Origin of the sequence: Hymenobacter ginkgonis (assembly GCF_009755225.1) — a bacterium.
Lineage (GTDB): Bacteria > Bacteroidota > Bacteroidia > Cytophagales > Hymenobacteraceae > Hymenobacter > Hymenobacter ginkgonis.
In genome coordinates this window covers 940,263-951,788 of sequence record NZ_WQKZ01000002.1, presented here as the reverse complement: position 1 = coordinate 951,788, position 11,526 = coordinate 940,263, and the positions used below count along the sequence as shown (strand labels likewise).

Sequence of the window (11,526 nt, the reverse complement as noted above, 5' to 3'; positions counted from 1 at the left end):
CAGCTGGTCCCGTTCACTCTTCATCCTAACTACCCAGCCGTCGTCCCACCCCAGCTGGTTTCGCTCTTCTGTCCCGCCTAGACCCGGCAGAATCTGAATGTTTTTCAACCGGCCGACTTGGTGTATTCCAAGCCGGCCGGTTTCTTTTTGGCCTAATTACCTGGTAATCAATATTTCACTCACTCTTATTGTGCCAGGTAAGCGGCTATCCCGGCATTGTGCCCGAACTTGCGGCTTCTTTGCCAGTTACTACTGCTTACGCTGCCGCTAGCAACTGCTACCGCTCCTCTACCCTACCTGCCCCCATGATTACCCGCCGCCAACATATTGCCGACGTGGCCCTCCAACTATTTGGAGAGAAGGGGTTTGAGAACACCTCTACCCAACAGATTGCCAAAGCTGCCGGCGTATCAGAAGCCCTGATTTTTAAGCATTTTGGCTCGAAAGACCAGTTACTCGATTTTGTTATTAAGAGTGGCTACCAGCGCATTATCGAGCACAACCGCGGCGGCCTGACCGAAACGGACCCGCTTACGTTCATTCACAGCGTGATTGATTTGCCCTATAAGTTGGTGCTCGAAGAACCCGCTTTCTGGAAGCTGCAATACCGCCTCGCCGACCACGACACGGCCAAGCAGCAGCACGAGCGCTTTATGCGCCCGGTGCCAGCGCGCCTGCAAGAAGCTTTCGAGCGCCTGGGCTACCCCGAGCCCGACAAGGAAACCCGCTTACTGCTGCTGCTCATTGAAGCACTCTGGAAGATTGAGGCCAACAAAACCGACGAGCACGTGCGCGAAATGCTTGATTTCATCAAGCGTAAGTACGAGGTGCAGCGTTGAGGCAGGGGTAGGCGGCTGCATATTGCCGCTTCATTTAGCTAGCGACCTGGCCACCGGGTAGCTTTTGTAATGCTGCACCTGCTCCTGATTCAGTGCCCCGATGAGCGCGGGCTGGTTTATAAGGTTACGGGCGTGCTCTACGGGCTGGGCCTCAACATTGTGCGCAACAGTGAGTTTGTGGAGCGCGACGACCACGTGTTTTTTATGCGCACGGAGTTTGAGTGCGCGGAGGCTGTAGTGCCGGCCGCATTGCTGCCCGAGCTGCACGCAGCCCTACCCCCCTCGGCCACCATTAGCCTTGGCAACCTGCACCGGCCCAAGGAGGTGGTGCTGCTCGTGACCAAAGAGCACCACTGCCTGAGCGAGCTACTGGTGCGCCACGCCTTTGGCGAGCTGAACGCGACTATCCGGGCCGTCATCAGCAACCACGAAGTGCTGCGCGAGTTGACCGAGAAATTCAACATTCCGTTTCATTACCTGCCCCACGCTGGCCGCAGCCGCGAAGCCCACGAGGCCGAGGTGCTGGCGCTGCTGGCCAGTTACCAACCCGAATTGGTGGTACTGGCCAAGTATATGCGCATTTTGTCGCCCGAGTTTGTAGCGCCTTATGCCAACCGGCTCATCAATATTCACCACTCATTTCTGCCGGCGTTTGTGGGGGCCAGCCCTTATGCGCAGGCCTACGCGCGGGGCGTTAAAATCATTGGGGCCACGGCACACTTTGTGAACGAGCAACTCGACCAGGGGCCGATTATCGCCCAGAGCGTTATCCCGATTGACCACACCCAAAGTGCCCACGAAATGGCTCAGGCCGGCCGCGATGTAGAGAAAATAGTGCTGGCCCGCGCCCTTAAACTAGTGCTGGACGAGCAGGTGTTTGTGCACCGCAACAAGACAATTATTTTCGACTAACGGCCGACTTGGGGGGTAGGGAATTCGGGTTTAACGTGGCTTTTTGGTGAAAAATCCCGTATCTCTAAGGGTCCACTATCCTAGTCAGGCTTATGTCTCGCACACTAATTGTCTCTAACCGCCTCCCTACCAAAGTCCTGCGTACCGATGAAGGCCTTACGTTTCAGCCCAGCGAAGGCGGGCTAGCCACTGGCCTTGGCTCCATCTATCGCCGGGGCGACAATTTGTGGATAGGCTGGCCAGGACTTTTCGTGCAGGACGAAGCCGAGGAAGCACACATCAGCCAAGAGTTGCGGGCCGACAACATGGCCCCGGTTTTTCTGACGGAGAGTGAAATTCATGATTTTTACGAAGGTTTCAGCAACGGTACCCTGTGGCCTACCTTTCATTATTTCAGTGATTTAGCTACTTACGAGCAGTCGCACTGGGAAGCCTATGTGGCCGTGAACCAGAAATTTTGCGAGGCCGTGCTGGCCCAGGCTGGGCCCGACGACACCATTTGGGTGCACGACTACCAGTTGCTGTTGCTGCCCGAAATGCTGCGCCGGGCCCGCCCCGAGGCGGCCATTGGCTTCTTCCTGCACATCCCCTTTCCCTCGCAGGAGTTGATTCGGGTGCTGCCCTGGCGCACCGAGTTGCTAGAGGGCATGCTGGGGGCCGACCTCATTGGTTTCCACACCTTTGGGTACTTGCGCCACTTCCTCAGTGCGGTGTCGCACCTGTTGGGCTGGCCGGCCCAAAATGGCCAGATTGAAACGCCTACCCGCACCATTCGCGTTGATGCCTTCCCGATGGGCATTGACTACGAGCGCTACGCCAAGGCGGCGACTTCGGAGGCTGCCCTGGCGCACATGGCCGAGTACCGCGAGGCCCTGCGCGATACCCGCGTTATCCTGTCCATCGACCGGCTCGACTACACCAAGGGTATTGCCCAGCGCTTGCGGGCCTTCGACTTGCTGCTGCAACGCTACCCCGAGTGGCGTGGGCAAGTAAGCCTAATCATGCTAGTGGTGCCCTCGCGCGACCAGGTGGCCCAGTACGCGTCGCTGAAAGAAGAGATTGACGAACTAGTAGGGCGCATCAATGCGCAGTACCGCACCATCAGCTGGAATCCGATTCTGTATTTCTACCGCTCGCTGCCGCTCGAGGAGTTGGTGTCGCTGTATAGCCTGGCCGAAGTGGCGCTGGTAACGCCCATGCGCGATGGCATGAACCTAGTAGCCAAAGAGTTCGTGGCTAGTAAAGTTGATAAGAAGGGCGTACTTATCTTGAGTGAGCGCGCCGGCGCGGCCCGCGAGCTATCCGACGCCATCATCATCAACCCTACCGATATGGGGCAATTGGCCGAGTCGATGCACGAGGCCCTGGTGATGCCCGAGGAGGAGCAAATTACCCGCATGACGGCCATGCAGGCGCTGGTGCGGCGCTACAACGTCTTTTCGTGGTCTCGGCTGTTTATTAATCAGTTGGCCTACACCAAGATGAAGCAGCACACCCTGGCCACCGAAATGCTTAGCAACGAGGCTACTACCCAGCTGCTAACCGACTTCAAAGCGTCGCAGCAGCGCTTGATACTACTCGACTACGACGGTACGCTGGTACCCTTTCACCCCAACCCTCAGCGGGCCGAGCCGGGCCAGGAGCTGCGCCTACTGCTGCGCGCGCTAGCCGAGTTGCCCAGTACGCGGGTGGTCATTATTAGCGGGCGCGACCGGGCTACGCTAGCCAATTGGCTGGGCGACCTACCCCTCGATTTTATTGCCGAGCATGGTGTGTGGCTGCGCACTGCCGGCGAAGACTGGCAGTTGTTTCAGCCGCTGCGCGCCGACTGGAAACGCGACCTGCGCCCGGTGCTGGAGCTGTACGTAGCCCGCACGGCGGGCTCGTTTATCGAGGAGAAGGACTTTTCGCTGGTGTGGCACTACCGCCGCGCCGACACCGACCTGGGTATCGAGCGGGCCCGCGAAATGCTTAGCCACCTCTCCTTCATGACGGCCAATACCGACCTGCAAGTATTGGAAGGCAATAAAGTGATTGAAATCAAGAACGCGGGCATCAACAAAGGCTCGGCCGCCGCGCGCTGGGTCGAGCGCTACGCGCCCGATTTCACGCTGGCCCTCGGCGACGACCGCACCGACGAAGATACCTTCCGGGCGCTGCCCTCCGAGGCGTACACAGTGCGCGTGGGCTCTGGGGCCCGCTCGTTGGCGCGCTTCCACCTGGCCTCCCCCATTGATGTGCGCCGGCTGCTGCGCAAATTGCTGGGGTAGGGCCAGCGCTATTTTTTGGTGGTGAATAGCATGAGCTTGGCGAAAAAATCGTTGAATAACAGCGGCGTATCTAGCCGGGTATAAATGCGGATGGGGCGCCCAGTACTGGCAAAGGCATAGGTGCCCTGCTCCGTCAGGCGCGGTGCCTGCCGGATAATGTATTCGCTAGAAGAAGGGTCAGCCTCAAACGACGACTGCAAAGCCGTGAGCAACACCAGCGGACTATCGCCCAAAATGTACGTTTCGCCGATATTGAGGTGGTACTGGGGCAAGCGAGCCATCAGGTTTTCGATGGTGCTGCTGAGGTAGCGACCTACCTGACCGCGGGGTTTTACTTGCGTAACTAGCACGGAGTAGGGTAGCAATACTTGCCGGTAGGCGTTGCGCGGCACCTGCCACAGCGGCAAGCGCGTGCGGTTAAACAGCGCCCGGGCAGCCGCCAGGTCAATGTTGCTGTTATACTCGGGGTTGGTGTAGTGCGGAGGGGGTAGGGCCAGGTCGGGGTATTCGGGCCCTCCTATCCAAACCAGCGTCAGCTTGTCGGCGATGCGCGGCTCGGTAAGGGCGGCCGAAACAACTTCGGTGAGGCCCGCGCCGCAGAGCACGAAAAGCGGCAGTTGGGTATCGGTGCGCAGCGCTTCCTGGATGATAAAGTTTACGGCGTCGTTCCGCACGGGGGTACTGTCTGTGGACATGGCCACGTTGGAGCCCGCCAAAATGGGCACGCGGCCCGCTAGCTGCATGACTTGCAGCAATTCGGCAGCTTTTTTGGCGGCGTTGTCGGCTTGGTGGGTCGAGCTATCAAACCCATCGCCTACCCGTAGGTGCGAGCCAATAATAGCCCGGATTTCTACCGACGGCGACAGCAGTAAGTGCGCCAGTTGAAAGAGCCCATCGGGGTCGCCGCTGAAATCGTTGTCCACAATCACGCGCAGGCGCGGCGCTATCAGCGGCGGCGCGCCTGGCCGCTGCGCGAGCACCTGGCCAGACCACGCCAACAGCCCAACCAGCAGGCAAACCAACCTAAAACGATTAGTCATAAAGCGCCGCAAATCAATCGTTGGCAGCCGCTTAAGCCGGGCTGCCCGCCCGAAGGTAGGGGCAGCCCGGCACAAGGCAAGCCCTACCCCACGAAGTTAGGCTTATCGAGCTTTTTGGCGATGCGGTAGGCGGCATTTACCAACCCCACGTGGCTGTAGGCTTGCGGGAAATTGCCCCACTGCGAGCCAGTTTTGGCATCTACGTCTTCGCTCAGCAGGCCCAGATGGTTGGTGTAGGTAATAAGCTGCTCGAACTCGGCCACGGCCTCGTCGAGGCGGCCGACGCAAGCCAGCGCCTCCACGTACCAGAAAGAGCAAATGAGGAACGTAGTTTCGGGCGTGCCGAAATCGTCGGGGTGGCGGTAGCGGTAGAAAAGGCCCTCGGGCGTTTTTAGCTCCTTTTCCAGCTCAGCCAAGTGGTGTTTGGTGCGCTCCGAGTTGGGGTCGAGGTAGCCCATGGTGATGAGCTGAATGGTGCTGGCATCGAGGTTTTCGGAGCCGATGGCATTGGTATAAGCGCCGCGCTCGGCGTCGAAGCACGCCTCGATATGCTCCTGCGATACTTTTAGCAAGCGCCGGGCTTTGGCTTCGAGCTCGGCATTGCCCACGCTGCGAGCCACTTGCAGGGCGGCGTGGCTGCCAGCCCAATGAAAAAGGTAGGTGTAGCAGTGCTTCTGGGCAATGTGCCGAAACTCCCAGAGACCGGCGTCGGGCTGGTCCATGGTGGCCTCGATGAGGCGCAGCGACTCCTCCACCAGCGCGAGGGGGGTAGGACGGCCGGGGTCTTGGAAGCGGCAATCGACGTAGAGCGGCAGCAGCGCCACCAGCACCTGGCCATACACGTCGTTCTGAATGTGGGTATAAGCATCGTTGCCGATGCGCACGGGCTGGTTGCCGAGGTAGCCGGCCAGCGGCAACTCTTTCTCTACCAGTTTCGACTGCCCGCCGATGCCGTAGAGCGGCTGGTATTTATCCTCAACCTTAGTCGAGATGTTGGCGATGAAGTGGAAATAGCGTTCCAGCTCCTCCGAGTGGCCAATGTTGTTGAAAGCCGTGAGGATATAATATGTGTCGCGCATCCAGCAGAAGCGGTAGTCCCAGTTGCGGGTGCTGCCGGGCGCCTCGGGCAGGCTGGTGGTGCTGGCCGCAATGATGGCGCCGGTGTCTTCGTACTGGTGAATCTTGAGGGCCAGCGCCGAGCGAATTACCACCGTTTGGTGGAAGTTGCTGATGCTGGTGCTCTTCACCCACTGCCGCCAGTAGGCCACGGTGCTAACGAGAAAGCGCTCGGCGGTGCTTTCGAGCGGCGCTTCCAGCGGCGCGCCGTAGGTGAGCACGAGGTACTTGGTTTCGTTCAGCACGAAATCCTCCTCGTCGAGCACGTAGGTAAGCGGAATATTGGTGGTGAGGCGAATTTCCTCCTCCATGCCCAAAAACGCAATGTGGTTGGAGCTGCGGCGGCGCGTCAACTCTTGCTCGCCGTACTCGCCCACCGGGCGGCAAGCCACCCGCACGCGGGGCGTGCCTTCGAGCGGCTCAATCTTCCGAATAAACATCAGCGGCTTGTAGTAGCGCTCGTATTGCAGGAAGCGCGGGGCAAAGTCCGTGACGCGGTAGCTGCCATCGGCCGTCGTAATCTCGGTACAGAGTACGTTGGTGTTCTGCACATAGTACTGCTTCGAGCTAAAATCAGCCGCCACCGGGCGCACGCTGTACTCGCCGCCCTTTCGCTCGTCGAGCAAGCTGCCAAAAACGAAGCTGCTATCAAAGCGCGGCCAGCAAAGCCAGCGCACGGCCGTGTCGGTGCCAATGAGGGCGAGGAAGGCGCAATTGCCGACCACGCCCATGTCGTAGGTGTGTTTGGTCATGAGGATGGGAGCCGGCTAGCGCCGGGCTGGTACTAGCAGGTGTACCCCATTCGGGCGGCGGAGGTTATACCCACGGCCGCCCTACCTCTAAGCGGCAGCTACCTCAGCAGTCGCGGCCGAGCAGTGCCAACTGCGCAGCTGCGCCAGAATAGGCAGCAGCGCCAGCCCGTGCGCCGTGAGCGAATACTCGACGCGGGGCGGCAGCTCGGCAAAGGCCTCCCGCCGCACAATGCCGTCGTCTTCCAGCTCCTTAAGCTGCTCGGTGAGCACCTTGCGCGAGATGAGCGACACCCGCTGGGCCAGTTGGCCAAAACGCACCCGGCGCTCGCCGAGGTGGTCGATAAGGATGAGCTTCCACTTGCCGCCTAGCACGCTCATGGTGCGGGTCATCGGGCAGGACGAGGTGCAGAAAGCAGCGTCTTTCATGGTAAAGGCAAGTGGAAAAAAGGAGCTAAAACGGCAATGGTTACGCGAAGGTAACTAGTTTATGTAAGTATTCGCGGGCTTATTAGTAACCACAAGTGACTATCGTAGGTTCCTTTCCGAAACCAACCCGAATTCTTTACATCCTACATGGAAAACTCTCAGAAACTCGCCGGTAAAATAGCCCTTGTTACGGGCGGCAATTCCGGTATAGGCCTGGCTACAGCCCAGCGTTTTGTGGCCGAAGGCGCGTTCGTATTCATCACCGGGCGGCGGCAGGCTGAGCTGGATGCTGCCGTGCAATCGCTTGGCAACCAAGCATTCGGCATACAGGGCGACGTGAGCAAACTAGCCGACCTCGACCGGGCCATTGCCGTTATTAAGGAGCAAAAAGGCCGCCTCGACGTGCTGTTTGCCAACGCGGGCATTGCCGAGTTTGCGCCCCTCGACGCCGTGACGGAGGCCCAGTACGACCGGCAATTCGATATCAATGTGAAGGGCCTGTTCTTCACGGTGCAGAAGGCGCTGCCACTGCTGCCCGATGGGGCGGCCATTATCCTCATGGCGTCCATTGTGGGCATAAAGGGCTTTGAAGCCAACAGCGTATATAGCGCTACCAAGGCTGCCATTCGCTCGTTCGCCCGCACGCTGACTTCCGACCTCAAGGCGCGTCGCATTCGGGTGAATGCCATTAGCCCCGGCCCCATCGAAACGCCCGGCCTCAACGGCATACTCGACACGCCCGAGCAGGTAGCGCAGTTCAAGGCACAGATGGTGAGCGCGGTGCCGCTGGGCCGCGTAGGCGACGCCGACGAGATTGCCAAAGCTGTAGTCTTCTTGGCTTCCGACGATAGCAGCTTCGTAACCGGAGCCGAGCTGTTTGTGGATGGCGGCATGGCGCAGGTCTAGCAGCTGCGCATCCATTTGCCAGCCGGCGCAAGGGCAGGATAAGCCTGTAAAAAGCCGCCGCTCCTAATGTGGGGCGGCGGCTTTTTACGGGCTTATCCTGCCCTACCCCTACGCTTGCACCTTGGCCTGCTCGTCGGGGGTAGGGTGGTGCTTTTCGCCGGTCGTGATGGCCTTAGCGTAGGCGAAGGCGCGCACGAAGAGGTTGCTGGGCTCGTCCCAATACTCGCCGTTTTCAATCTCTACTTTGATGAGCGTCAGGTTGGGGTCGTCGGCGCCTTTGGGGAAGAAGCCGCGAAAATCTTCGCGCCACAAATCTTTGATTTTCTGCTTGTCATCGCTCACGGTCGCGGTGCCGGCCACCGTCACGTAGGTGGCATTGCTGGGGTCGGAGTAGCCGAGGCCCACCTGTGAGTTGGCCTTAATCTCGCTGATTTTCTGGGCATCTTTTTCCGAGAAAAACCAGAGTGCGCCGTCGTTGCCAGGCTCGCAGGTGTACATGGGCCGGCCGTGCAGGCGGTGCTGCGCGTCGAGGGTAGTGAGGGTAGCGTATTTTACTTCCTTTATTTTGTCCAGAAGCTTGCTTATATCTTGGGTTACTGCAACTTGCTCAGCCATGATAAGAGGGGGTAGGAGGGTGGAAAACTACTTGCCATTACGGACCAGTGCCCCTAGGCAGTTGCGTTTTCCTCCCTATAAAATCCTGGCATTTCTTCAAAAAATAATAAGCTGAACCGTATACTCGGGCCAACTAGTAGGATAGGGCGGCGAGCCAGCCGGAGATTGGTGGTGCTTCATTGGCCATTCGGGCAAGTTGTTCGTATTTGGGAGCGCTTATGAACCCAACCGCTGCCCGCCCCAACCTCACCGAAGGCTCCATTCTAAAATCGCTGCTCACGCTGGCGCTGCCCATCGTATTCGGCAACTTGCTGCAAACCGGCTACCAGCTGGTCGATGCTTTTTGGGTGGGGCGGCTGGGCGCCAATGCGGTAGCGGCCGTGGCGGTGTGCTTTCCCATCAACTTTCTGCTGGTAGCGCTGGGGTCGGGCTTCTCGGTGGCCGGCTCGGTGCTGGTAGCCCAGAACTACGGCGCCCGCAACCTAAAGATGGTCAACCACATTGCGGCGCAATCGCTGGTGCTCGAAACGGCATTGGCGCTGGTGCTCACGGTGGTGGCCTACGCAGCCTCGCCGCTCATTTTGCACCTGTTTGGGGTAGGGCCCGATATTTTCAACCTGGCCAATTCCTTCCAACGGGTGCTGATGCTGGGGCTGGTGTTCAACTTCGGCTTTCTGATGTTCCAGGCCCTCATGCGGGGGGTAGGCGAGGTGCGGATTCCGCTTTACATCAACATCGGCACGCTGCTGCTCAATTTTGCGCTCGACCCGCTTTTTATTTATGGCTGGGGCCCGGTGCCGGCGTTTGGCGTGGCTGGTGCGGCCGTGGCCACGCTGGGCACGCAGGTGCTGTCGGTGGCCATCGGCATGGCGGTGCTGCTGCGCGGCAAGTCAGGCATTCAGCTTAGCTACAAAGGCTTTCAGCCCGACTTCCCCCTGATGCGCCGCTCGGTGAAGTTGGGCCTACCCTCGTCTGTAGACTTATCTGCGCGGGCCCTGGGGCTGTCGATGCTCACGGGGCTGGCGGCGGCTTTTGGCACCACCGTGCTGGCCACGTATGGCATTGGCTCGCGCATTTTGGCGCTGGGTATCATTCCGGCGCTGGGCATTTCGCTGGCCTGCTCCACGCTGGTAGCCCAAAACATTGGGGCTAAAAACCTGCCGCGCGCCCGCCAAACGGCCAATTACGCCATCGGCATCAGCTTTGTGGGACTGCTACTAGTAGGAGTGGCTGGTTGGCTGGCGGCCGAGCCGCTGGTGCGCTTCTTTTTGAAAGGCGACGAGGCCGTGACGCGCGACGCGGTGGAGTTTGTGCGTATTGCGGTGGGCAGCTTGTGCTTTACGGGGGTGCAGCAATGCATTTCGGGGGCGCTGCGCGGGGCTGGCAACACCTTAGGAGCTATGGTATTAACCATTATTGGGGTGTGGGGCTTGCAGTTTCCGGTGGCTTGGTACCTGTCGCGGCACACGGCCCTGGGCTTTCACGGGCTGTGGTGGTCGTTTGTGGTGGCCAATGTGCTCTCGGCGATGCTCGCTGGCGCGTGGTACTTGCGCGGCAACTGGCTTGCTCGGGCCTTGGTAGCCGCCCCGGCCGGCCCCCAGCTAGCACCAACGCCCGCTACTCCCGAGCCAGCCTAGCCATTGGCCTAAGCCCTGCCTACCCCCATGGCTACGCAACTCCAAATGAAACGGGCCCGCCGCATTCCCTGGGGAATGCGACGGGCCCGTTTCGCTGGTGAGGCTCAGGCTATTCTGCCAACTAAAGCTTGGTGGGCGCCTCTAGGCAGCCTGGTGCTCTAGCTCCTGGCTCAGGGCCAGGCCGGTCGAGAGTAGCGCTGCCTCGTCATCCGAGTACTGGGCGTTGGCCATCGAAGCCACGGCGGCTAGGGCTTGGTTGAGGGTGCTGCGCAGTTGAGCCAGCTCAGCCGTTTGGGTGAGGGTAGGGTATTGAATAGCCGCCGCCGCCTGGTAAGGCGTGAGGGCCGCCAGCAGCGCCGCGGCCGGAAGCTTGGCATCGGGGTAGCGGGGATTGGCGGCTAGGTTGGCTAGGCAGTTCTGAGCCAACGGCCCAATATCCATCTCAGATACGTTGTCGAAATTAGTAATCAGCTTGCGCATAGGTAGAATAAAAGGGGATATAAAGTGGGGAAACGAATGGTACTTACTTAAATAGGGCGGGCCACCGCTCGGCCATGCGGCGAGGATAGTAGTCGGGGCACGCCTTAGCCCACTAGCAAACGAAATTGGCTGGTGAACACTCGAGCTATAGCTGCTATTTCTAACGCTTAGAAAGCCGTTTTCTAGCCAACAGAAACCGCAACCTTTGTCTTAGAAATATCCTATAAATTCTTGGGTATCATTGAGGATGAGCTAACCAAGCGCTACCTGAACAACCGGAACTTGAAAGCCAAAGTAATTGGCTTCCTGCCCCTTTGCGCAGGCAACGAACCAAATATAAAAGCAGCCAAAGTATTTAAAATACTCAGGCCGTCATTTCCACTTTTTATATAATTCAAAGCTCGAGAAGTACCCAGTTTAAGAGTTTATTTCTCTGCAAGGGAGTACGCGGGCCCGCCCGCCGTCAGTAATCTTGTTTACCTCTGCGTGTTGGCGGGGGGCCACCAGCCGTGCTTCTCACCTTGCTGGCCAAA

General features: G+C 59.1%; 10 protein-coding genes. 5 read left to right on the top strand and 5 right to left on the bottom strand.

All coding sequences use genetic code 11. From position 1 onward, the window contains the following. The first annotated feature begins 305 nt into the window (after window positions 1-305). From GO988_RS09740 to GO988_RS09730, 3 genes are all read left to right on the top strand, one after another. Window positions 306-839, top strand: coding sequence for a TetR/AcrR family transcriptional regulator (locus tag GO988_RS09740; RefSeq protein ID WP_157564685.1), 534 nt, complete (start codon window positions 306-308; stop codon window positions 837-839). Window positions 840-908: 69 nt separating this feature from the next. Continuing rightward, entirely contained in the window at window positions 909-1,751 is an 843-nt protein-coding gene (gene purU, locus GO988_RS09735; protein WP_157564683.1) for a formyltetrahydrofolate deformylase, read from the top strand. A gap of 92 nt (window positions 1,752-1,843) precedes the next feature. Continuing rightward, window positions 1,844-4,021 carry a bifunctional alpha,alpha-trehalose-phosphate synthase (UDP-forming)/trehalose-phosphatase gene (locus tag GO988_RS09730; protein WP_157564681.1) on the top strand — a complete coding sequence of 726 codons (2,178 nt, stop codon included), beginning with the start codon at window positions 1,844-1,846 and terminating at the stop codon, window positions 4,019-4,021. Window positions 4,022-4,029: 8 nt separating this feature from the next. Here the strand turns inward: GO988_RS09730 and GO988_RS09725 are convergent, their stop codons facing one another. From GO988_RS09725 to GO988_RS09715, 3 genes are all read right to left on the bottom strand, one after another. Then, complete coding sequence (locus tag GO988_RS09725) at window positions 4,030-5,061, bottom strand: nucleoside hydrolase (RefSeq protein ID WP_157564679.1); 1,032 nt, start codon at window positions 5,059-5,061, stop codon at window positions 4,030-4,032. Between the two features lie 83 nt (window positions 5,062-5,144). Then, window positions 5,145-6,929, bottom strand: a complete 1,785-nt coding sequence (locus GO988_RS09720) for a glycoside hydrolase family 15 protein (protein WP_157564677.1) — start codon at window positions 6,927-6,929, stop codon at window positions 5,145-5,147. Window positions 6,930-7,016: 87 nt separating this feature from the next. Beyond that, on the bottom strand, window positions 7,017-7,355 hold the full coding sequence (locus GO988_RS09715; protein ID WP_157564675.1) for a winged helix-turn-helix transcriptional regulator: 339 nt from the start codon (window positions 7,353-7,355) through the stop codon (window positions 7,017-7,019). A 147-nt stretch (window positions 7,356-7,502) separates the two neighbouring features. Between GO988_RS09715 and GO988_RS09710 the strand changes: the two genes are divergently transcribed. Beyond that, window positions 7,503-8,261 (top strand): glucose 1-dehydrogenase, encoded by a 759-nt coding sequence (locus GO988_RS09710; protein WP_157564673.1) that lies wholly within the window; start codon window positions 7,503-7,505, stop codon window positions 8,259-8,261. 108 nt (window positions 8,262-8,369) lie between these two features. Here the strand turns inward: GO988_RS09710 and GO988_RS09705 are convergent, their stop codons facing one another. Then, window positions 8,370-8,876, bottom strand: coding sequence for a pyridoxamine 5'-phosphate oxidase family protein (locus GO988_RS09705; RefSeq protein WP_157564670.1), 507 nt, complete (start codon window positions 8,874-8,876; stop codon window positions 8,370-8,372). A gap of 218 nt (window positions 8,877-9,094) precedes the next feature. On the opposite strand from GO988_RS09705, the gene GO988_RS09700 reads away from it, so the two are divergent. Then, on the top strand, window positions 9,095-10,513 hold the full coding sequence (locus GO988_RS09700) for an MATE family efflux transporter (protein WP_157564668.1): 1,419 nt from the start codon (window positions 9,095-9,097) through the stop codon (window positions 10,511-10,513). Window positions 10,514-10,654: 141 nt separating this feature from the next. Here the strand turns inward: GO988_RS09700 and GO988_RS09695 are convergent, their stop codons facing one another. Then, window positions 10,655-10,993 (bottom strand): hypothetical protein, encoded by a 339-nt coding sequence (locus GO988_RS09695; RefSeq protein WP_157564666.1) that lies wholly within the window; start codon window positions 10,991-10,993, stop codon window positions 10,655-10,657. Window positions 10,994-11,526 lie beyond the last annotated feature (533 nt).

What these genes read in the sequence shown, in the direction of transcription:
- GO988_RS09710 (WP_157564673.1), top strand. Translation starts at nt 7,503, where the DNA reads ATGGAAAACTCTCAGAAACTCGCCGGTAAAATAGCCCTTGTTACGGGC.
- purU (WP_157564683.1), top strand. Translation starts at nt 909, where the DNA reads ATGCTGCACCTGCTCCTGATTCAGTGCCCCGATGAGCGCGGGCTGGTT.
- GO988_RS09715 (WP_157564675.1), bottom strand. Translation starts at nt 7,355, where the DNA reads ATGAAAGACGCTGCTTTCTGCACCTCGTCCTGCCCGATGACCCGCACC.
- GO988_RS09700 (WP_157564668.1), top strand. Translation starts at nt 9,095, where the DNA reads ATGAACCCAACCGCTGCCCGCCCCAACCTCACCGAAGGCTCCATTCTA.
- GO988_RS09730 (WP_157564681.1), top strand. Translation starts at nt 1,844, where the DNA reads ATGTCTCGCACACTAATTGTCTCTAACCGCCTCCCTACCAAAGTCCTG.
- GO988_RS09725 (WP_157564679.1), bottom strand. Translation starts at nt 5,061, where the DNA reads ATGACTAATCGTTTTAGGTTGGTTTGCCTGCTGGTTGGGCTGTTGGCG.
- GO988_RS09695 (WP_157564666.1), bottom strand. Translation starts at nt 10,993, where the DNA reads ATGCGCAAGCTGATTACTAATTTCGACAACGTATCTGAGATGGATATT.
- GO988_RS09740 (WP_157564685.1), top strand. Translation starts at nt 306, where the DNA reads ATGATTACCCGCCGCCAACATATTGCCGACGTGGCCCTCCAACTATTT.
- GO988_RS09705 (WP_157564670.1), bottom strand. Translation starts at nt 8,876, where the DNA reads ATGGCTGAGCAAGTTGCAGTAACCCAAGATATAAGCAAGCTTCTGGAC.
- GO988_RS09720 (WP_157564677.1), bottom strand. Translation starts at nt 6,929, where the DNA reads ATGACCAAACACACCTACGACATGGGCGTGGTCGGCAATTGCGCCTTC.